Source organism: Nocardioides sp. YIM 152588, from assembly GCF_040191335.1.
Classification (GTDB): Bacteria; Actinomycetota; Actinomycetes; order Propionibacteriales; family Nocardioidaceae; genus Nocardioides.
On record NZ_JBEGDJ010000021.1, the window covers coordinates 1 to 19,752 of the forward strand.

Genomic DNA, 19,752 nt, shown 5'->3' on the forward strand with positions numbered 1-19,752 from the left:
TGACGCCCCCGCTGGTTGCCGCGTTGACGCCCTCGCTGGCCCCGACGCCCCCGCCGGCCCCGGCCGCCCCCGCGGCGGCCGCTCCGTCGAGCGACAGCGCAGGCTACGTGACGCCGCTGGTCCGCAAGCTCGCCACCCAGCACGGCGTGGACCTCGCGTCGGTGACCGGCTCCGGCGTCGGCGGCCGCATCCGCAAGCAGGACGTGCTCGACGCCGCGGCGGCGAAGAAGGCCGCCGCCGCATCGGCGCCGGCGCCCAGCGCTCCCGCCGCCGCCCCGGCCGCGGCGGCCCCCGCCGCGTCCTCGCCGCTGCGCGGCCAGACCGTCAAGGTCAGCCGCCTGCGCAAGATCATCGCGGACCGGATGATCGAGTCGCTGCAGACCTCGGCCCAGCTGACGCAGGTCGTCGAGATCGACGTCACCAACGTCGCGCGGCTCCGGGAGGCGGCGAAGGCCGACTTCCTGGCCCGCGAGGGCGTGAAGCTGTCGTACCTGCCGTTCTTCGCCAAGGCCGCCATCGACGCCCTCAAGGCGCACCCGGCCCTCAACGCGACGATCGACACCGGGGCCGGCGAGATCACCTACTACGACGTCGAGCACCTGGCGATCGCGGTCGACACCGACAAGGGCCTGATCACCCCGGTGATCAAGCACGCCGGCGACCTCTCGGTATCCGGCCTGGCCAAGAAGATCGCGGACACCGCGCAGCGCACCCGGACCAACAAGATCGGTCCGGACGAGCTCTCGGGCGGCACGTTCACGATCACCAACCTCGGCAGCGTCGGCGCCCTGTGGGACACCCCGATCATCAACCAGCCGCAGGTCGCGATCCTGGGCCCCGGCGCGGTGGTCAAGCGTCCGGTGGTCATCGACGACCCGCACCTGGGCGAGACGATCGCGGTGCGCCACATGTGCTACTTCGCGCTGACCTACGACCACCGGCTGGTCGACGGCGCGGACGCCGGACGCTTCCTGCAGGACGTGAAGAAGCGCCTGGAGGCCGGCCAGTTCGAGGTCTGAGCCGCACCTGACCGCCGAGCCGGCAGAGACTGACCGAAAGTTTCTGCCGGCTCGGCGGTTTTTGGTGCGCGCCGCCCATGGCAGGCTGTGCGCATGAGCCCGCTCTCCGTGGTCATCGCCGGTGCGTCGGGCTTCCTCGGCAGCCACCTGCGCACCGAGCTCGAGCGCCGCGGCCACCAGGTCGTCGCGCTCGTCCGCCGCCCGACCTCCGCCGCCGGCGAGTCGACCTGGGACCCGTACGCCGACTCCGACGCCCGCCGCGTCGACCGGCGCCTGGTCGCCAGCGCGGACGTCGTCGTCAACCTCGCCGGCTCACCCACCGCCGGCAACCCGCACTCGCGGCGCTGGGCGCGCCAGCTGCGGGAGAGCCGGGTCACCACCACCCGGGTGCTGGCCGAGGCGATCGCGGCGGCACCGACGCCGCCGGCGTACCTGGCCGGCAACGGCATCTCCTGGTACGGCGACCACGGGGCCGCCGAGCTCACCGAGACCGCCGACACCCGGGGCCACGCGCTGCTCACGCAGGTCACGCGGGAGTGGCAGGCGGCCGCCGATCCCGCCGTCGCCGCCGGGGCCCGCGTCTGCTTCCTCCGCACCTCGCCGGTGATGGACGTGCGCAGCGCCCCGCTGTCGCAGCTGCGCCTCCTGTTCGGGCTCGGCCTCGGCGCACGCCTGGGCTCCGGCGAGCAGTACATGGCGATGATCAGCCTGCGCGACTGGGTGGGCGCGGTCGCGCACCTGGCCGAGCACCCCACCGCGTCCGGGCCGGTCAACCTCTGCTGCGAGCAGGCCCCGACCAACGCGGAGTTCACCCGCGAGCTCGCCCGCCAGCTGCACCGGCCGGCCTTCGCGTTCGTGCCCTCACCCGTGCTGCGGGTCGGCGCCGGGCAGATGGCCCCCGAGCTGCTCGGGTCGCTGCGCGTCGTCCCCGCCGCGCTGCTGGACAGCGGCTACGAGCTGGCCGACGCCGACGTCTCCGAGGTGCTGGCCACGGGCCTCGCCGGAAGGTCGTAGGCCGCCGCCAGCAGCCACCGGCCGCCACGCCGGACGAGCTCGAGGCGCCGGCTGCTGGCGCCGTCCCTCGGCAGCGCCCGGCCGCCGCCGTCGACACCGACCGCCACCGCTCCGGTGAGCCGATCGGTCACCACGAGCACCATCCGCCGCGACGACCGCGCGCGGAGCCGGAGCTCCAGCACCTGCATCCGCATCCCCCGCACCCGCACCCCGCGCCCGCGCCAGGCAGCGAGCATCGCCAGGTCGCGGCGCCCGGCCTCCGAGCCGGGCCAGTAGAGGCGGGCCAGCGCCGCCGGGTCGTCCCGCATCCAGGCGCGCGCCCGTGCCCGGTCCCACCGGCGGAGGACCCGCAGCGCCGCCACCTCGGCACGGTCCTCCGCCTCCTCGGCGGCGGGCGCGGGGGCGGACGCGGGCGCGGGCGTCGTACCGTCCGGCTCGGGGGCGAGGAGCCCCGCGACGGCGGTCGCCGCCACGATCGACAGCGCCAGGACCAGTCCGAGCGCGGCCGCGCCGAGCCGGTGCGCCGCGGGCCGGGCGCTGGCGCGCTCGGCGCGGTGTCGCGGGCGCGCGTCCGGTCCGGAGGTCATGCCCCGGTCCTACGCCGAAGCGCCGCGTCGCGCATCCGCTCCTCCACAGGCGGGCCCCGGACCGCCGCCGGGAGGCGTCCGCACCGCGGAGTAGGGTCGCCCCGTGACGTCGGTGGAGTTCCGTGAGCTGGGTTCGGTCGACTACCTCGACGCGTGGGAGCGGCAGCGGGAGCTCCACGCCAGCGTCGTCGAGGGCGGTCCCGGCTCCGTGCTGCTTCTCGAGCACCCGCCCGTGTTCACCGTCGGCCGGCGCACCCCTGACGACGAGAAGCCGCTCGATCCCGGCGGCGCCCCGATCATCGAGGTGGACCGCGGCGGCCGGACCACCTTCCACGGCCCCGGCCAGCTGGTCGGCTACCCGATCCTCCGGCTCCCCTCGCACGTCAAGGTCGTCGACTACGTACGGCGGGTCGAGGAGGCGCTGATCGCGGTGTGCGCCGAGTTCGGCGTCACCACCGCCCGGGTGCCCGGCCGCACCGGCGTCTGGGTCCACGCCGACGACCGCGGCCCCGAGCGCAAGGTCGCGGCCATCGGCATCCGCGTCCGCCGCGGCGTCACCATGCACGGCTTCGCGCTCAACTGCGACGTGGACCTCGGCTGGTACGACCGGTTCGTCCCCTGCGGCATCTCCGACGCCGGCGTCACCTCGCTGTCGTCGGAGCTCGGCCGCGACGTCACCGTCGCCGAGGTCGTCCCCGCCGCACGCCGGCACCTGACCGACCTCTTCGCCTGGGGTCCGTACGAGCCGACACCGGACTACGAGCCGCGCCCCGACCCGGCCAAGCGGCCCCGGATCGAGCTGATCCGGCCCGCGTCCGTCGGCTGACGCCCGCGTGCCGGTGCCGAATCGGGCCGTCCAGACCCGCCGAGTAGGCTGGCCCGGTGACTGCACCCGCTCCTGAAGGCCGCAAGCTCCTCCGCCTGGAGGTCAGGAACGCGCAGACCCCGATCGAGCGCAAGCCGTCGTGGATCAAGACGCGCGCGAAGATGGGACCGGAGTACACCGAGCTGCAGAAGCTGGTGAAGTCCGAGGGCCTGCACACGGTCTGCCAGGAAGCCGGCTGTCCCAACATCTTCGAGTGCTGGGAGGACCGCGAGGCCACGTTCCTCATCGGCGGCGACCAGTGCACCCGGCGCTGCGACTTCTGCCAGATCGACACCGGCAAGCCCCAGCCGCTGGACCGCGACGAGCCGCGCCGGGTCGCGGAGTCCGTGCAGACGATGGGCCTGCGGTACGCCACGATCACCGGCGTCGCCCGCGACGACCTGCCCGACGGCGGCGCCTGGCTCTACGCCGAGACCGTCCGCGCGATCCACGACCTCAACCCGAACACCGGGGTCGAGAACCTGATCCCCGACTTCAACGGCCAGCCCGACCTGCTCGCCGAGGTCTTCGAGTCCCGCCCCGAGGTGCTGGCCCACAACGTCGAGACGGTGCCGCGGATCTTCAAGCGGATCCGCCCCGCGTTCCGCTACGAGCGCTCCCTGGACGTGCTGACCCGGGCCCGCGCGTTCGGCCTGGTCACCAAGTCGAACCTGATCCTGGGCATGGGCGAGACCCGCGAGGAGGTCTCCCAGGCCCTGCAGGACCTGCACGACGCGGGCTGCGACCTGGTCACCATCACCCAGTACCTGCGCCCCTCGCTGCGCCACCACCCGGTGGAGCGGTGGGTCAAGCCCGAGGAGTTCGTCGAGCTCCAGGAGGAGGCCATGGAGATCGGATTCGCGGGGGCGCTGTCCGGCCCGCTCGTCCGTTCGTCGTACCGTGCCGGTCGCCTGTACCGTCAGGCGATGGATGCGCGCGCCGCCGAGGCGAGCGCCTGAGTTTTCGCAGATCGCACCGCTGACAAGGAAGCAAGCCGCAACCACATGGCCGAGAAGAAGAACGAACCCCTCGACCCGACGACGATGAGCCGCCGCCGGCAGATCCTCGAGACCTACCGGATGTCGAAGCAGGTCGACCCCGCGCTGACCTGGTGGATGCTCGGCTCCTTCCTGGTCTTCGGCGCCATCGGCTTCGGCATCTTCATGCTGCTGCCGGGCGACAACCTGTTCACCACGATCATGGCCGCCATCGGCGGCGTCATGGTCGGCTTCCTCGCCCTCATGATCGTCTTCAGCCGCCGCGCCCAGAAGGCGGCGTACGCCCGCCTGGAGGGTCAGGCCGGGGGCGGCGCGCGGGCGCTCACCATGCTGCGCCGCGGCTGGACCGTCGAGGAGGTCGTCGCCTTCACCCGCCAGCAGGACATGGTCCACCGGGTCGTCGGCCCTCCGGGCATCGTCCTGGTCGGCGAGGGCAACGCCAGCCGCCTCAAGCCGCTGATGACCAGCGAGCGCAAGAAGCACGAGCGCGTGGCGGCGGACTACCCCGTGCACGAGGTGATCGTGGGCACCGGCGAGGGCGAGGTCCCGCTGCCGAAGCTGGTCCGCCACCTGCAGAAGATGGGCCGCAAGGTGAAGCCCGCCGAGATCACCGAGCTCCGCGGCCGCCTGCGCGCGCTGGACGCGCAGCGCCCCAAGGTCCCGCTCCCCAAGGGGCCGGTGCCGACGAGCATGAAGGGCATGCGCGGCAACCTGCGCGGCCGCTGACCCCATTCCGCGAGCGGGTCAGGTGACCCGTGCGAGGTCCCGGCGGACGTAGCGCAGGTGGGCCCACTCCTCCTCGAGGATCACCCGGAGGCAGTCCCCGACGGTGGGGTGCCAGTCGCCGCCCCACGGGTCGTCGCGCTCCTCCGCGAGCACCTCGTCCGTGACGGTGGTGAGGAAGTCGGTCACCAGGTCCTGGCGCTCGGCCCGGACCGCCAGGACCTCCTCGTACGCCGGCGGGTCGTCCCGGAAGATCGACAGGTCGAAGCCCATCTCGCCGGCGCCGGTGAAGATCTGACCGATCTCGTGGAACGGCTGGGGCACGCGCTGGATCGCGCCCCGCAGCCAGGCGTCCGTCGCCAGGACGAGGTGCCGCAGGGTCTGGGCCAGGGACCACTCGTCCTCGACATGGGCGTCGACCAGGTCCGGCGGCGTCCCCGCCACGGTCTCCTGCCACGCGGACCGGACCGCGTCCCACGCCTCGCGCAGACCCTCGGGCGTCTGCGCCCGCTGCAGCTCCCGGCCCGGGAACCGCCGGTTGAGCTCGGCGTCGACGAGCGGCACCACGTCCACCCCGTTGACGAGGAGGGTGCCGAGGAACAGGTCGTGGCTGTCGATGTCGAGCCCGCCCACGTCGACCCCGCGCATCGTGACTCCGCTCAGGTCGGAGAACCGGAAGGTCGCGCACTTGAGGCTCGACCGGACGAAGGTCGCGCCCTCGAACTCGTTCGTGTGTGCATAGGTCGTCATCGCTCCAGCATGGCGGCGAGCGGGGACAGTCGTGTCGGCGACTTGGTGGAGGCGGCCACGATGGGGTGGTGGAGGACAGGCGACGACCCGAGCGCTTCTCGATCAGCGAGGTACCGAGGTCGCGGGCCGAGCGGCTGCGGCGCCGGCAGCGCTGGTACTTCGCCCTCATGGGCACCTGCATCGCGCTGATCCTGCTCGCCTGGAACGTGGTCCGCTTCTGGTCGACGCCCGCGGCCGTCGCCATGTCCGTGGTCGCAGCCGTGATCCCGCCCATCGCCGTGATCGTGGCGAACTGGGGTGAGGACCACTGACGCGGCAGGCGACGGCGCGCCGCCCCGAGGCCGGGGAGGCGGCGTGACCTAGCCGGCGGCGACCAGGCCGCGAAAGGTCTCGTTGGTCACCGTGGCGGTCCCGGCGAACATGTCGTGCAGCCCCCGCCCGTCCGACTTGAAGACCAGCGGCGGGATGACCAGGGCGATCAGGACCTGCCGACCGAAGACCTTGAGCGGGTTCATCGGCCGGATGCGTCCGTCGATCGGGACGACCCGCAGGCCGGTGACCAGCTTGCCGAAGGAGCCTCCGGCCAGCCACGTCAGGACGGTCGACTCCAGCACGTACACCAGCAGCGTCCAGCCCGACGCCGTCGACCCGGGCTCGCTGTAGCGGTCGAGGCCGACGAACGCGATCACGACCAGCGTCGAGACCAGCCAGTCGACGACGAGGGCGAGGATCCGGCGACCCCAGGAGGCGGTGGGCAGAGCAGCGTCAGGCACCCGACCAGCCTAGGCGTGTAACGCCGCTCTCCCCGTACCGGGCCACGGGTTCATGGGACCGAAACCTGGCAGCGCACCGGCGAAACGTGGCCGCCCTAGTTTCGGGCCACCACTAGGGGAACAGCACCAACGCTAGGAGCTCAGCATGACCGCCAACATCGTTCGACTCGGGGCGATCCAGGACGTCGAGGCCTACGAGCCGCCCGAGGCGTCCTTCGACCCCGCCGAGACGCCGGGAGGCATCTTCGGCGAGAACGTCTTCAGCCTGACCGTCATGCAGCGCCGCCTGCCGAAGTCGGTCTTCAAGTCCGTGCAGTCGACGATCGAGCGCGGCACCGCCCTCGACCCGATGGTGGCCGACGCCGTCGCCTCGGCGATGAAGGACTGGGCGATGGAGAAGGGCGCGACGCACTACGCGCACGTCTTCTACCCGCTGACCGGCCTGACCGCGGAGAAGCACGACAGCTTCCTCGACCCGGTCGGCGACGGCACCGCGATCGCCGAGTTCGCCGGCAAGACGCTGGTCCAGGGCGAGCCCGACGCCTCCTCCTTCCCGAACGGCGGCCTGCGCGCCACCTTCGAGGCGCGCGGCTACACGGGCTGGGACATCCAGTCGCCGGCGTACGTGCTGGAGAACCCGAACGGCAACACGCTCTGCATCCCGACGGTCTTCGTCTCGATGACCGGCGAGGCGCTCGACCACAAGACCCCGCTGCTGCGCTCGCAGCAGGCGATGTCCGCGCAGGCGATCCGGGTGCTCAAGATGTTCGGCCACGAGGAGCCCGACAACGTCGTCTCCTTCTGCGGTCCCGAGCAGGAGTACTTCCTGGTCGACAACCACTTCTTCCTGACCCGCCCGGACCTGCTCAACGCCGGCCGCACCCTGTTCGGCGCCAAGCCGCCGAAGGGCCAGGAGTTCGACGACCACTACTTCGGCGCGATCCCCGAGCGCGTGCTGGGCTTCATGCACGACACCGAGCGGGCGCTGTTCAAGCTCGGCATCCCGGCCAAGACCCGCCACAACGAGGTCGCCCCGGGCCAGTTCGAGGTGGCGCCGATGTTCGAGCGCGCCAACCTCGCCTCGGACCACCAGCAGCTGCTGATGACCACGTTCCGCACCATCGCCAAGAAGCACGGCATGGAGTGCCTCTTCCACGAGAAGCCCTTCGCCGGCGTCAACGGCTCGGGCAAGCACGTGAACTTCTCCTTCGGCAACGGCCCGCAGGGCAACCTGCTGCTGCCGGGCGACAACCCGCACGACAACGCGCAGTTCCTGGTCTTCTGCGCCGCGATCATCCGGGCCGTCCACAAGTACGGCGGCCTGCTGCGCCTCTCGGTCGCCTCGGCCTCCAACGACCACCGCCTCGGCGCCAACGAGGCTCCCCCGGCGATCATCTCGATCTTCCTGGGCGACCAGCTGGCCGACGTGTTCGACCAGATCGCCAAGGGCGGCGCGACCCGGTCGAAGGAGAAGGGCACGCTGATGATCGGCGTCGACACCCTCCCCGACCTGACCAAGGACCCGGGCGACCGCAACCGGACCAGCCCCTTCGCCTTCACCGGCAACCGGTTCGAGTTCCGGGCGCCGGGCTCGCTGCAGACGGTGGCGGCGCCGATGGTCGTCATCAACACGATCGTCGCCGAGGCGCTGGACTACTGCGCGACCAAGCTGGAGACCGCGGTCGCCGAGGGCACCGAGTTCAACGCGGCCGTCCAGGACCTGCTCGCCACGATCGTGGCCGACCACGGCGCGGTCATCTTCAACGGCAACGGCTACTCCGACGAGTGGCAGGTCGAGGCCGAGCAGCGCGGGCTGAAGAACCTCCGCACGACCGTCGACGCCATCCCGGAGTGGATGACCGAGGAGGCCGTCGAGCTCTTCACCGGCTACGGCGTCTTCAACGAGCGCGAGCTGGAGTCGCGCTACGAGGTCGCGATCGAGCACTACCTGCTCACCGTCGGCGTCGAGGCCAACCTGGCCTCGGAGATCGCCACCACGATCGTGCTGCCGGCGGCGATCCGCTACCAGACCGAGCTGGCCCAGAACGTGGCCGCGCTGAAGAAGGCCGGCGTCACCCCCGACACGACGATGCTGGAGGCCGTCTCCAAGCCGCTGTCGCAGCTCACCGCCGCGATCGCCGAGCTGGACGAGGCGATCGCCGGCGCCCACGAGCACGAGGGCATCGCGGAGGCGACGTACGTGCGCGACGTGGTGCTGGCCGCGATGTCCGAGGTGCGGACGGCGGCCGACGCGCTCGAGAGCGTCGTGGCGGACGACCTGTGGCCGCTGCCGACGTACCAGGAGATGCTCTACATCCTCTGATCGTCGGGCGGCGACCCGCCCAGAAACCGGTCCGTGGGGCCGCGGCTACGACCGCGGCCCCACGGAGTTCCTCACGCCGTCCTCAGATCTTGTTACGTCCAGGAAACAAACCAGTGATGGTCGAGAAACTGGCGGTCGGTTAAGTTCGGAGCGGCGACGCGGCGTAGGAATGCGCCTGCGAGCCCTGACCGTCACCGGCTGACCGATGGCTGGCGCCCGAGCCCAGCCAAGGAGGAACGAATGTTCAACAACAGCGAAGAGCTGCTCAAGTTCATCGCCGACGAGGGCGTCGAGATGGTCGACGTCCGTTTCTGCGACCTGCCCGGCATCATGCAGCACTTCACCGTCCCGGTGTCGTCCTTCGACCAGTCGGTCTTCGAGGACGGCCTCGGTTTCGACGGCTCCTCCATCCGGGGCTTCCAGGCCATCAACGAGTCGGACATGCAGCTCTTCCCCGACCCGACCTCGGCGTACATCGACCCGTTCCGCAAGTCGAAGACGCTGAACGTCAACTTCTTCATCCACGACCCGATCACCGGCGAGGCCTACTCCCGCGACCCGCGCAACATCGCGAAGAAGGCGCTGGCCTACCTGGCGAGCACGGGCCTCGCGGACACCGCTTTCTTCGCCCCCGAGGCCGAGTTCTACATCTTCGACAACGTCCGGTACTCCACCGACGTGAACGAGGGCTACTACCACATCGACTCCGTCGAGGGCTGGTGGAACTCCGGCAAGGAGGGCGACGACAACCTCGGCTACAAGACCCGCCTCAAGGGTGGCTACTTCCCGGTCGAGCCCTACGACCACTACTCGGACCTGCGGGCCGACATGGTCAAGAACCTCGAGGCGTGCGGCCTCCAGGTCGAGCGCGCCCACCACGAGGTCGGCACCGCGGGCCAGGCGGAGATCAACTACAAGTTCGACACGCTGCTCAAGGCCGCGGACGACGTGATGAAGTTCAAGTACCTCATCAAGAACACCGCGTGGCAGCAGGGCAAGTCGGTCACCTTCATGCCGAAGCCGATCTTCGGTGACAACGGCTCGGGCATGCACGTGCACCAGTCGCTGTGGAAGGACGGCTCGCCGCTGTTCTACGACGAGACCGGCTACGGCGGCCTCTCCGACATGGCCCGCTGGTACATCGGCGGCATCCTCGAGCACGCCCCGGCGCTGCTCGCCTTCACCAACCCGACGGTGAACTCCTACCACCGCCTGGTCCCCGGCTTCGAGGCCCCGATCTCGCTGGTCTACTCCTCGCGGAACCGCTCCGCCTCGGTCCGGATCCCGATCACGGGCACCAACCCGAAGGCCAAGCGCATCGAGACCCGGTTCCCCGACCCGTCGGCGAACCCCTACCTCGCCTTCTCCGCGCTGATGCTCGCCGGCCTCGACGGCATCCAGAAGAAGACCGAGCCGGCCGCGCCGATCGACAAGGACATCTACGAGCTCCCGCCGGACGAGATGGCCGAGATCGCCCAGGTGCCGACCAGCCTCGGTGCCGTGCTCGACGCGCTGGAGGACGACCACGACTTCCTCACCGTCGGCAACGTGTTCACCCCCGACCTCATCGAGACCTGGGTGGACTACAAGCGGGCGAACGAGATCGCGCCGGTGCAGCTGCGGCCGCACCCGCACGAGTTCGAGCTGTACTACGACATCTAGATCGAAAACCCCCGCTGACCTGCGGTTTTAGGCATCGCCTCCTTCCGCAGTCCGCAGAGAGTCCGCACGGGCCGCCATCACGAGATCGATGGCGGCCCGTGTGCTTTCGTCAGCGTCGGGCCACAGGTGTGCGTAGGTGTCGAGCGTCGTCTTGGCGCTCGCGTGCCGCAGACGGGCCTGGACGACCTTCACGTCGGCGCCCGAGGCGATCAGCATCGAGGCCAGGTAGTGCCTCAGATCGTGGTAGCGGAACGTCGGCGGCAGGCCGGGCACCTTCGCCCGCGCCGACCGGATGGCCCGCTCGAGCGTCCACGGCGCGAGCTGCTCGCCCCACATGTTGCCCAGCATCCACTCCCCCTTGCGCGAGGTTGCCGCGACGTGCGCGGAGAGCTCGAGCGCGAGGCTCTGCGGGATCGGCACCGGCGTCTTCGACGTCTCGGTCTTGAGCGGCTCGGCCGGGTACTGCACGGCCGGCGAGAGCACGCCGCGCATGAAGTCGACGTCAGCGACCCGCAGCCCGCACGCCTCAGCCAGCCGTAGACCGCCGAACGCCCCGAGGAGCACCGCGGCCCGCAGGTGCTCCGGCATCGCGTCGTGGAGCGCCCACATCTGCTCGGTCGTGCACACGTAGGGCCGCTGCTTGCCGGCCGACGGCGACGTGCGCCGCGAGCAGGGCGACTTGGCGACCAGGCCGTCATGGACGGCGTCGGCGTAGATCTGCGACAGGCGCCGGTGCAGCGCGTAGACGTAGGACTCGGCGAGCCCCTCGGCCGCGAGCTGCGCGCACCACGTCCTGACGTGGGACGGGCGCACGGCGCCGAGCTGGAGGTGCCCGAACGAGGTCTTGATCCGGGCGATGTGCACCTCGGCCTGGCGCACGGTGCTCTTGCGGTTACCGCCGTAGCCCTCGAGCCAGATGTCGCACCACTCCCCCACGGTCGTGCGGGCCTGGCGCGGGCTGACGTGCGTCCCCGTGACCAGCTTCGCGGTCTGCTCGGCGAGCCAGGACTGGGCGTCTGTCTTCCGCGCGAAGTGGCGGGCGTGCTCCTTGCCGGCGTCGTCGCGGTAGCGCGCCCGCCAGCGCTGCCCCTTGCTGTGCTGCTTGGTCTGGATCCGCTCGCCGGTCTTGCGGTCGACCATCCACCAGCGGTCCTCGACCGTGCTGCTAGCCATCGGACTGGGAGCCCTTCAAGTCTTCGTAGAGCTGCACGACTCCAGCAAGGAACGCGACACGGATCGAATCGGACGGCGGTCGCCCCTGCGCCTCGGCGGCCTTGACCTCGTCCTCGAGCGCGTCGGCGATGTGAGAGACCCAGAAGCCGTCACTGAGCATCGCACGCGCGATCACCTCCTGCGCCGCCAGTACGTCGCTCGCGGCCGTGGCGAGGGTGCCCTCCGCGAGAACGCGCGCACGCTCCAACCTCGGCCCCTCGGCCATCGCCCGAAGCACTTCGGCCATTGCCATCGAGTCCGGCGGGAGGAGCATCTCGGCCACCGTGACCTCGAAGACCGCGGCCAGCGTCACGAGTTGGTCGATGCTGACATGCCTCCCCGAGTCGCCGCCGAGCAGTTTCGAGAGCACCACGGGATGGATCACGCCGCCCGTGGTTCCCGCGGCGTGGGCCTCCATGCGTCGCGAGAGCTCCGCCTGCGACCAGCCCCGGCGCGCCAGCTCCGATCGCACGCGCTCGATCACGTTCTTCTCTGAGCCCAGCGCGTTCGCCAGCAACTCGACGCTGACCTTGTCTTGAGCGTTCATCGCACCTCCTTAACGATCTGTTGGGGTTAAACATAGCGGATTGACTTGCGTTGTCAAGGGGTGAAAACCCAGGATTTGCGGTGAGGGGCCTAGCCCCCGTGGCCCCTCCCGGGCCACCCAGCACTTCGTAGAGAGAGGACTGCCATGCCCACCTTCCTCACAACGGCCGAGGTCGCCGAGCTCCTGCGGACCCCGACCGAGACGGTCCGCTACTGGCGGCACGTCGGCAAGGGGCCCAAGTCGTTCAAGGTGCCCGGCGGCCGGCGCGTGCTCTACGCCCGCGAGGACGTCGAGGAGTTCATCGCCGAGGCGCGTGGCGCCAGTGCCTAGCGCCGCGGGCCAGGGGCCCGCACTCAGCAACACGGGACGCCCGGCCGAGATCCGGGTGAGCAGCACTAGGCAGCCGGAAGTCGCCGACGAGTCCGTGCACTGTCGCCATTGCGGTCGGCTCTTGATGGCCGAGGCGTCGAGGCGCCGCGAGCTCGGCCCGATCTGCCTGCGCCTGGTCGCCGATCTGGCGGTGGTCGCGTGACTGCGTTCGACAACATCGTCCGCGCCCTGCTGCACACGGGCGTCAAGGTCACCAGGGTCACCGACGGCCGGGCTCGCGCGCAGTGCCCCGCCCACGACTCGCGTGGGTTCACGCTGTCGCTGCGCGCCCTCGACGACCGGGCGGTCGTTCACTGCTTCGCCGGCTGTGAGGACGTCGCGGTGCTGGACGCCATCGGGCTCTCCGTGCGCGACCTGTTCGACGAGGCCCGCGGCGACCGCCCCTCGTACACGCCGCCGAGGCCGGCGTCGCCGTGGGACGAGGCCATGCGGTCCATCGGGCTGCGCACCTGGCCGCCGGTCGACCACGTCCTCGACCGCATGGTCGTGGAGCAGGAGAGGTCTCGTCCGGGGGGTGATCCCCTTGGCGCCGCCTGACCCGCCCGAGCCGCACGAGCTGCTCGACGATTACCAGGCGTGGGTGGCCGAGCTGCAGGCCGACCGCGACACAGGTGGGAACCCAGTTCCCACCTCGCATGACCTCGCGGCCGACGACGCTGTGGTCCCGGGCGCGTCCTGGCTCCCGATCGACCTCGGCCCGATCGTCGACGGCCTCGCCGACGGCACGCTGCAGCGCCTCGAGCCCACCGTGGGGAGCCTCGACGGGGGCGGCTGCATCTTCTACGCCGGCAAGGTCAACGGCGTGGCCGGGGAGTCGGGCAGCGGCAAGACCTGGACCGCGCTCGCCGTGGCCGCCCAGGAGCTCACCGAGGGCCGCGCGGTCGTCTACCTCGACCTGGAGGACGACGCCGCCGGCATCGTGGGGCGTCTGCTCGACCTCGGAGTCGACCCCGAGGCGGTCCGCGCCGCGTTCGCCTACATCCGCCCCGACTGGCGCCTCGACGAAGTCGCGCGCTCGCTGCTCGTCGACCTGCTCGCTGACCGGCGTCCCGCCCTGGCGGTGGTCGACTCCACCGGGGAAGGGCTCGCCCTCGACGGCGCCAACCCCAACGCCGACGAGGAGGTCGCCCGCTGGTTCCGCCGGCTCCCGCGCCTGCTCGCCTCCACCGGTGCCGCCGTCGTGGTCCTCGACCACACCGCCAAGGCCGCTGACGGTGGGCTCTGGCCGATCGGGTCGCAACGCAAGCGGGCCGCGATCGACGGCGCCCAGTACATGCAGGAGACCATCCGCCCGTTCGCCAAGGACACCGCCGGCCTCGCCGTGCTCAAGTGCGCCAAGGACCGCCACGGCACCTACCGCGCCGGTCAGCGGGTCGCCGAGCTCACCGTGGACCCCGAGCCCACCGGCGGCGTACAGGTTGCGCTCAGGGCCGCCCAGGAGGCCGCGACGACCGCAGCGGGCGGGTTCCGGCCGACCGGCTACATGGAGCGGATCAGCGACGCCCTGGCGCTCGCCGAGGGGGCGCTGACGTACAACGACATCCGCGACCGGGTCACCGGGAAGAAGGAGCACATCCGCACCGCCGTCAACGTGCTGGTCGTCGAGGGCTACGTCACCACCGCACCCGGCCCCAGGCGCTCCACCCTGCACACCCTCGCCCGCCCCTTCCGGGAAGACGACACCCACCCGCCGACGGTGCTCGGAGAGCCGGGGACCAGTCGCGGTCACGAAGTGGCCCCTTCGACTGGTCCCACTGGTCCCGGTCCTAAGGGTGGGGACCGGGGGACCAGTGGTCTGACTGGTCCCGGGGACCAGTCGGGGACCAGTGGGGACCAGTCGTATCCGTGCCCGAATCCGCACCACTCACCTCAACTGCTCGCGGGCCGCTGGGCCTGCGACGACTGCACCCAGATGGAGGTCGCATCGTGACCACTGACCCGACCACCGGGCGCCACCTCGACGCCCCCCGCGTCGTGTGCTCGACCGCGGGCTGCGACGTCGAGCTGCTCGCCGACCGCAAGCACGTCCCGAACCTGATCGACGCAGGCTGGACCTGCACCCGCTGCCGCCGCGAGAGGAGCGCGTGATGCCCCGACGGAACTACGACCGACGGGCCAAGGCCCTCCGCGCTCGCCGCCGCGCCCTCTGGTTCGCCAGCGTCGAGCAGCCCCTTACCTACGAGGACATGGCGCGCGACCTCGTCCGCCGCGGCCTCGCCTCGCGACTGATCCTCGGAGCACCCGGGGGGCCGCGATGAACCGCAACGTCCTCGCCGAGGTGCCCGACGGCCACCTCCGCCAGCCCGGTACCAAGCGCCTCCGTGAGTGGCTCGAGCGCCACGGGCTCCAGATGACCCTCGAACAGCTCGACGCCGAGCGCCGCCGCCGCGGCTTCGGCCGCCGAGCCTGACCACCACCGACCCCCGCACCACCCCGATGAAGGAGATCCACATGCTGTACCGAGACCCGTCCCTGGCCCGCGTCGGCCTGATCGACCACCGCCCGCCGAACGACCGCCTCCCCGCCGCCATCGCCGCCAAGGTCGACGAGTACGAGGAGACCCGCCGCCGCCTCGCCGACGCCGAGAAGACCCTGCGCGGCTTCGCCGGCTACTACTGGACTGAGCGCTCCGAGGCCGCCGCCAAGGAGGACGCCCGCGCCGCCCAGGAGGCAGCCCGCACCGGGCACGGCGACCTCGCCGCCACCCCGCACCACGACGCCCTCGTGCGCGAGCGCCAGCAGGCCCAGGCCACCGTCGACGCCCTCAAGCCCCTGGTGATGGCCATCGGGTTCGAGGTGCTCGACCTCGCCGCCGAGGCCAACGACGGCACCCCCGACGCCGAGGCCGAGGCCGCCCGCAAGAAGCTCGCCAAGGCCGCCGACGCCCTGCAGGCCGCGCTGTCCGAGGCCATCGCCGCCCAGGCCGTCGCCGACTGGATCGCCCAGCGCGCGGCCTACGACCGCAGCATCGACCGCACGGTGCAGCTCGACCTCGCGGCCTTCCCTGCCACGCATCGCTACGGCCTGAGCGCCAGCGACCGCGTGACCGTCACCCTGCCCGAGCTCATCGCCACCCTCGTCAGCGCCGCCGACCCCGCGCGCGCCCTCGCCCACTGACCCCGCAACGACAGGAGACCGACATGCCGAACACCAACGACCCCGCCGCCCGCCGCCGGGCGCTGGCCCAGTCCATCGCCGCCAAGTCTGCCCGCCGCCCGCAGGTCGACAGCCAGGGCCGCATCGTCGAGCAGGGCGCGGACTACCGCGTCGACGACGAGGGGCTCTACGACGGGCCGGCCAAGCGCTGACCCCGGCCCACCCCTCCCCGGGTGGCCCTGTCTAGACCACGACCGCAGTAGCCGCTCCGGACCTGGCTAGCGCTTCGGCACAGCCCATTTTTCGGGGTCGGTGGGGGGGGTCTCACGCCCCCGCCGACCCCTCTCGAAAGGAGATTCCATGACCACCAGACAGGTCCCGGTGCCACGCACTTTGGGCGACGAGGGCAAGCGGCTGTGGCGCGCAATTGCCCGCCAATGGGCCTCAGACGGCCTTGAGCCTGACGCCCGCGAGCTGCGGCTGCTGGAGGACGCCTGCCATGAAGCCGATGTCCTCCAGCACGTCTCAGCCGCGCTGGCCGAGGCGCTCGACGAGGGCCGGATGATCGTCAAGGGCAGCACCGGGCAGCCGGTCACCAACCCCCTGATCGCCGAGGCCCGACGCTCCCGCGCACAGATCGCCGCGCTGCTGCTGAAACTCGGTCTCGATGCCCCGGACGAGCCCGCGATCGGGCCGGGGCTGACGACAGCAGAGGCGGGGCGCCTCGGCGGCCTGGCGCGACGATCATCCGGGCACTTCGACTGATGGCCCGGCGACCCCAAGGCACCTCAAGGGAGCTCGGACGCCGCCTTCGTGCCGCGCGAGTCGCCCGAGTTCGGCGTCTCGCGGCCGCGATGCCCCCGAATGGCCCCCTGGCTCGCCTCGCCGGCGAGATCGATGGCGGCGCGGTCGTCGTCTTTGACTCCGAGCAGATGTTCCTCGCGCTGTACGACCTCGGGGAGCACCGGGCCGCCAAGCAGTTCGCCCACCGTGCCGACCCGACCGGCCGCCGACGCTTCCGGCTCGACGAACACGACAACCTGACCGAGATCACGGGGTAGCCGCCATGACCAACCCACGTACCGAGCCGGACGGCGTCCCGCTGACCAGTCTCGACGACCGCCTGCACGACCTGCTCCGCGCCCTCGCACGGGTGCCGGACCTGCCGGCGTACCTGCGCTTCATCCGCACCACGGCCGACCTCGCCCTCGCCAGCGTCAGCCCCGACGACCCCGACGCCGCCGCGCACGTCGCGATGGCGTCGATCAGCACCGCCCTCGCCGCCGTCGGCGACGAGGTCCACCAGCTCACCCAGATGAAGAAGGAGGGCGCCTGAGATGGCAGTCCGCAACGAACGTGTCGTCCTGACACTGCAGGACGACTTCAGCAGCAAGATGGCCCGCGCCGCCGTCACCACGGCGGCCCTACAGAAGGCACTCGGGAAGCTCGACGGGACCACCGTCGACCTCAACGACTCCCTCGCGGACTCGGCCGTCGAGACCGACCGTCTCGGCGCCGCGACCCGCAAGGCCGGCCCCGACATCGACCGCTTCTCCGGCCGCCTACAGGTGCTCGGCGAGATCGCCGCGGTCTTCGGTCCGTCCCTGGTTCCGATCGGCGCGGTGGCCATCCCTGCGATCACTGGCCTGGCCGAGCAGATGGGCTTCGCGGTCATCGGTGCCGGCACCCTCGTGGCTGCCTTCCAGGGCGTCGGCGACGCGCTCGAGGCCGTCAACCAGGCCGCCCTGGAGCCCACCGCCGCGAACCTGGAGGCCGCACAGCAGGCGATGGACGCGATCGGACCGAGCGCGCAGGCGTTCGTGAACCGCTTCCAGGAGCTGCGCCCGACCCTGCAAGCACTGCGCGACTCGGCCGCCGCGGGCTGGTTCCCCGGCCTGACCGAGGCCCTGGACTCCATCGAGCGCGTCGCCCCCGAGGCCGCGGTCCTGTTCCAGCGGATCGGGCAGGTGGGCGGCGACCTCGTGGCCGAGGGCGCTGCCGCGTTCGCCGGTCCCGAGTGGGCCGACTTCCGGTCGTTCATCACTCGCGAGGCACCGCCGGCGCTGGAGAACCTGGGCCGCTCCGTCGGCAACCTCGCCGCCGGCATGGCCGAGCTCTGGATGGCCTTCTCGCCGCTCAACCAGTCGTTCTCAACCTGGATGCTCGACGCCTCCCGCGGGTTCCGCGACTGGGCCGACGGCCTCTCCCAGACCGAGGGCTTCCAGAAGTTCGTCGAGTACATCCGCACCAACGGCCCGCGGGTCGCCGATGCCCTCGGAGCGGTCGGCAACGCGCTGATCGACGTCGTGGCCGCCATCGCCCCGCTGGGTGGCCCGTCGCTCAAGATCATCGAGACCCTGGCCAAGGCGGTCAGCGACCTGGCCAACTCCCCGCTCGGCACGCCGCTGCTCGCCATCGCAGCCGGCATCTCGGCCGCCAACCTCGCCGCCCGCATCTTCAACGGCACGATGGCGACCCTGGGCATCACCACCCGGACCACTGGCGCGGCCCTCGGCGGCCTGCGGCTCGGCCTCGCGGGTGCCGCTGCCGCGCTGCTCCAGGTGGTCGCCGCCGGCAGCGAGACCGAGGGTGCACTCCGGGGCGTGCGCATGGAGCTCGCCGCAGGAGACCTCGCCGCAGCGCGCACGCGCCTGGCCGAGGTGAACGACCAGATCGCCCGCTGGCAGGACTTCCGAACCACCTCGGGCGTCGGCGACTTCTTCGGCGATCTCGGGACCGTGTTCAGCGACTTCGACGACGCCCTCTACTGGACCGGGTCGACCACCCTCGGCCAGGGCATCGACGGACTCCGCGAGGAGGCCGCGGGCCTGGAGAAGCAGATCGAGAGCGCCGCGTCGGCCGAGCGGGACTTCGCCGCCGCCACCGCGACCGTCGGCCAGGTCGCCGACCCCACGGGCTCGGCCATCGCCTCCCTGACCGACGCGATCGAGGAGCAGGCCCAGGCCGCGCTCGCTGCGTTCGATGCAGAGACCGCGTGGCGCCGCGCGCTGGTCGGCGCCCGCGAGCAGGCGAACAAGAGCAGTGCCGGCATCCGCGGCAACTCCGAGGACGTCCTGGCCAACCGTGACGCGCTCGAGCAGCTTGCCGCCGCGTGGCAGAACCAGTCCGAGGAGGTCCGGAGCAGCCGGGAGCGCTACAAGGCCGCCAGGGATGCCTTCATAGACGCAGCGACCGGGATGGGCGTCGCCGAGGACGCTGCAAAGCGGCTCGCCACGGAGCTGCTCGGCCTGCCGGTCAAGCGCTCAATCGAGGTGGACGTGCGCGCCGAGGCCGCCCGCGCCGAGATCGAGGCCGTTCAGCGCGGCCTGTCCTCGCTGAACGACAAGACGGTGCACATCACCACCGTCTTCGCCCGTCACGGCATCGACCCCCGCCAGGCCACCTACTCCTCCGGCGGCTACACCGGCGACGGCGGCAAGTACGAGCCCGCCGGCATCGTCCACCGCGGCGAGGTCGTCCTGCCCCAGGAGATCGTCCAACGCGACTGGTCGATGCTGCAGAACCGCTACGGCCACCTGCCCGGCTTCTCCGACGGCGGCTACGTGCGCGAGCCCGCGCGCTACGCCGCCCGCATGCCCGAGCCTGCCCGCTACTCGAGTCGCCCCGCGACCTCGGCCGCCGCCCGGACGACGGTGCAGCCCGTCGTCGTCGACGTCAGGGTGCGCGGCGATCTGGACCTCACGAAGGCCAGGGCCGAGATTCACAAGATCGCGCAATTCCAGACCGAGCAGTACGAGACGTTCCTGGAGTCCCAGGGCTACCGCTAGAGCCC

26 protein-coding genes are annotated in these 19,752 nt (G+C 71.5%); 20 read left to right on the forward strand and 6 right to left on the reverse strand.

Features of this window, described 5'->3' with window-relative positions; all coding sequences use genetic code 11:
- Window positions 1-1,019: 2-oxoglutarate dehydrogenase, E2 component, dihydrolipoamide succinyltransferase (gene sucB / locus ABLM29_RS11830; RefSeq protein ID WP_349714311.1), on the forward strand; the 1,019-nt coding region annotated here is incomplete at its 5' end.
- Window positions 1,020-1,112: 93 nt separating this feature from the next.
- The gene (locus ABLM29_RS11835; protein ID WP_349714312.1) at window positions 1,113-2,033 is read left to right on the forward strand and encodes a TIGR01777 family oxidoreductase; all 921 of its coding nucleotides are present in this window, start codon (window positions 1,113-1,115) and stop codon (window positions 2,031-2,033) included.
- On the opposite strand, the gene ABLM29_RS11840 is transcribed toward ABLM29_RS11835, so the two are convergent.
- Complete coding sequence (locus tag ABLM29_RS11840) at window positions 1,970-2,620, reverse strand: hypothetical protein (protein WP_349714313.1); 651 nt, start codon at window positions 2,618-2,620, stop codon at window positions 1,970-1,972. The genes ABLM29_RS11835 and ABLM29_RS11840 overlap by 64 nt on opposite strands.
- A 103-nt stretch (window positions 2,621-2,723) precedes the next feature.
- On the opposite strand from ABLM29_RS11840, the gene lipB reads away from it, so the two are divergent.
- Genes lipB through ABLM29_RS11855 form a run of 3 tightly spaced genes read left to right on the forward strand, consistent with a single transcriptional unit; the run spans window position 2,724 to window position 5,209 of the window.
- Window positions 2,724-3,446 (forward strand): lipoyl(octanoyl) transferase LipB, encoded by a 723-nt coding sequence (lipB, locus tag ABLM29_RS11845; protein WP_349714314.1) that lies wholly within the window; start codon window positions 2,724-2,726, stop codon window positions 3,444-3,446.
- Between the two features lie 56 nt (window positions 3,447-3,502).
- Window positions 3,503-4,444 (forward strand): lipoyl synthase, encoded by a 942-nt coding sequence (lipA, locus tag ABLM29_RS11850; RefSeq protein ID WP_349714315.1) that lies wholly within the window; start codon window positions 3,503-3,505, stop codon window positions 4,442-4,444.
- Window positions 4,445-4,489: 45 nt separating this feature from the next.
- Window positions 4,490-5,209: a DUF4191 domain-containing protein gene (locus ABLM29_RS11855; protein ID WP_349714316.1), complete on the forward strand. Its 720-nt coding sequence runs from the start codon at window positions 4,490-4,492 to the stop codon at window positions 5,207-5,209.
- Between the two features lie 18 nt (window positions 5,210-5,227).
- Here the strand turns inward: ABLM29_RS11855 and ABLM29_RS11860 are convergent, their stop codons facing one another.
- The gene (locus tag ABLM29_RS11860) at window positions 5,228-5,956 is read right to left on the reverse strand and encodes a DinB family protein (RefSeq protein ID WP_349714317.1); all 729 of its coding nucleotides are present in this window, start codon (window positions 5,954-5,956) and stop codon (window positions 5,228-5,230) included.
- A 68-nt stretch (window positions 5,957-6,024) separates the two neighbouring features.
- Here ABLM29_RS11860 and ABLM29_RS11865 point away from each other — a divergent pair, with 68 nt between their 5' ends.
- Window positions 6,025-6,267, forward strand: coding sequence for a DUF3099 domain-containing protein (locus ABLM29_RS11865; protein ID WP_349714318.1), 243 nt, complete (start codon window positions 6,025-6,027; stop codon window positions 6,265-6,267).
- A gap of 48 nt (window positions 6,268-6,315) precedes the next feature.
- On the opposite strand, the gene ABLM29_RS11870 is transcribed toward ABLM29_RS11865, so the two are convergent.
- Window positions 6,316-6,729 carry an RDD family protein gene (locus ABLM29_RS11870; protein WP_349714319.1) on the reverse strand — a complete coding sequence of 138 codons (414 nt, stop codon included), beginning with the start codon at window positions 6,727-6,729 and terminating at the stop codon, window positions 6,316-6,318.
- A gap of 145 nt (window positions 6,730-6,874) precedes the next feature.
- Between ABLM29_RS11870 and ABLM29_RS11875 the strand changes: the two genes are divergently transcribed.
- Both ABLM29_RS11875 and glnA read left to right on the forward strand, forming a co-directional pair.
- Window positions 6,875-9,052 carry a glutamine synthetase III family protein gene (locus tag ABLM29_RS11875; RefSeq protein WP_349714320.1) on the forward strand — a complete coding sequence of 726 codons (2,178 nt, stop codon included), beginning with the start codon at window positions 6,875-6,877 and terminating at the stop codon, window positions 9,050-9,052.
- 240 nt (window positions 9,053-9,292) lie between these two features.
- On the forward strand, window positions 9,293-10,714 hold the full coding sequence (glnA, locus tag ABLM29_RS11880; RefSeq protein WP_349714321.1) for a type I glutamate--ammonia ligase: 1,422 nt from the start codon (window positions 9,293-9,295) through the stop codon (window positions 10,712-10,714).
- A gap of 27 nt (window positions 10,715-10,741) precedes the next feature.
- Here glnA and ABLM29_RS11885 read toward each other — a convergent pair whose 3' ends face one another.
- Window positions 10,742-11,887, reverse strand: a complete 1,146-nt coding sequence (locus ABLM29_RS11885; RefSeq protein ID WP_349714322.1) for a tyrosine-type recombinase/integrase — start codon at window positions 11,885-11,887, stop codon at window positions 10,742-10,744.
- Window positions 11,880-12,473 (reverse strand): helix-turn-helix domain-containing protein, encoded by a 594-nt coding sequence (locus tag ABLM29_RS11890; protein ID WP_349714323.1) that lies wholly within the window; start codon window positions 12,471-12,473, stop codon window positions 11,880-11,882. The genes ABLM29_RS11885 and ABLM29_RS11890 overlap by 8 nt, the downstream gene beginning before the upstream one ends.
- A gap of 144 nt (window positions 12,474-12,617) precedes the next feature.
- Here ABLM29_RS11890 and ABLM29_RS11895 point away from each other — a divergent pair, with 144 nt between their 5' ends.
- The 10 genes from ABLM29_RS11895 (at window position 12,618) to ABLM29_RS11935 (ending at window position 16,724) form a co-directional block, all read left to right on the forward strand.
- Complete coding sequence (locus ABLM29_RS11895; RefSeq protein ID WP_349714324.1) at window positions 12,618-12,803, forward strand: helix-turn-helix transcriptional regulator; 186 nt, start codon at window positions 12,618-12,620, stop codon at window positions 12,801-12,803.
- 55 nt (window positions 12,804-12,858) lie between these two features.
- The gene (locus ABLM29_RS22330) at window positions 12,859-13,005 is read left to right on the forward strand and encodes a DUF6011 domain-containing protein (RefSeq protein ID WP_502889223.1); all 147 of its coding nucleotides are present in this window, start codon (window positions 12,859-12,861) and stop codon (window positions 13,003-13,005) included.
- Window positions 13,002-13,400, forward strand: coding sequence for a hypothetical protein (locus tag ABLM29_RS11900; protein ID WP_349714325.1), 399 nt, complete (start codon window positions 13,002-13,004; stop codon window positions 13,398-13,400). The genes ABLM29_RS22330 and ABLM29_RS11900 overlap by 4 nt, the downstream gene beginning before the upstream one ends.
- The gene (locus ABLM29_RS11905; protein ID WP_349714326.1) at window positions 13,387-14,793 is read left to right on the forward strand and encodes an AAA family ATPase; all 1,407 of its coding nucleotides are present in this window, start codon (window positions 13,387-13,389) and stop codon (window positions 14,791-14,793) included. The genes ABLM29_RS11900 and ABLM29_RS11905 overlap by 14 nt, the downstream gene beginning before the upstream one ends.
- The gene (locus tag ABLM29_RS11910) at window positions 14,790-14,951 is read left to right on the forward strand and encodes a hypothetical protein (RefSeq protein ID WP_349714327.1); all 162 of its coding nucleotides are present in this window, start codon (window positions 14,790-14,792) and stop codon (window positions 14,949-14,951) included. The genes ABLM29_RS11905 and ABLM29_RS11910 overlap by 4 nt, the downstream gene beginning before the upstream one ends.
- Window positions 14,951-15,121, forward strand: a complete 171-nt coding sequence (locus tag ABLM29_RS11915) for a hypothetical protein (RefSeq protein WP_349714328.1) — start codon at window positions 14,951-14,953, stop codon at window positions 15,119-15,121. The genes ABLM29_RS11910 and ABLM29_RS11915 overlap by 1 nt, the downstream gene beginning before the upstream one ends.
- Entirely contained in the window at window positions 15,118-15,273 is a 156-nt protein-coding gene (locus ABLM29_RS11920; RefSeq protein ID WP_349714329.1) for a hypothetical protein, read from the forward strand. The genes ABLM29_RS11915 and ABLM29_RS11920 overlap by 4 nt, the downstream gene beginning before the upstream one ends.
- 41 nt (window positions 15,274-15,314) lie before the next feature.
- Entirely contained in the window at window positions 15,315-15,980 is a 666-nt protein-coding gene (locus ABLM29_RS11925) for a hypothetical protein (RefSeq protein ID WP_349714330.1), read from the forward strand.
- Window positions 15,981-16,003: 23 nt separating this feature from the next.
- Complete coding sequence (locus tag ABLM29_RS11930) at window positions 16,004-16,171, forward strand: hypothetical protein (RefSeq protein ID WP_349714331.1); 168 nt, start codon at window positions 16,004-16,006, stop codon at window positions 16,169-16,171.
- Window positions 16,172-16,319: 148 nt separating this feature from the next.
- Window positions 16,320-16,724 carry a hypothetical protein gene (locus tag ABLM29_RS11935; RefSeq protein ID WP_349714332.1) on the forward strand — a complete coding sequence of 135 codons (405 nt, stop codon included), beginning with the start codon at window positions 16,320-16,322 and terminating at the stop codon, window positions 16,722-16,724.
- A gap of 23 nt (window positions 16,725-16,747) precedes the next feature.
- Here the strand turns inward: ABLM29_RS11935 and ABLM29_RS11940 are convergent, their stop codons facing one another.
- The gene (locus ABLM29_RS11940) at window positions 16,748-16,993 is read right to left on the reverse strand and encodes a hypothetical protein (protein WP_349714333.1); all 246 of its coding nucleotides are present in this window, start codon (window positions 16,991-16,993) and stop codon (window positions 16,748-16,750) included.
- 32 nt (window positions 16,994-17,025) lie between these two features.
- Between ABLM29_RS11940 and ABLM29_RS11945 the strand changes: the two genes are divergently transcribed.
- Window positions 17,026-17,295, forward strand: a complete 270-nt coding sequence (locus tag ABLM29_RS11945; RefSeq protein ID WP_349714334.1) for a hypothetical protein — start codon at window positions 17,026-17,028, stop codon at window positions 17,293-17,295.
- Between the two features lies 1 nt (window position 17,296).
- Window positions 17,297-19,747 (forward strand): hypothetical protein, encoded by a 2,451-nt coding sequence (locus ABLM29_RS11950; RefSeq protein WP_349714335.1) that lies wholly within the window; start codon window positions 17,297-17,299, stop codon window positions 19,745-19,747.
- Window positions 19,748-19,752 lie beyond the last annotated feature (5 nt).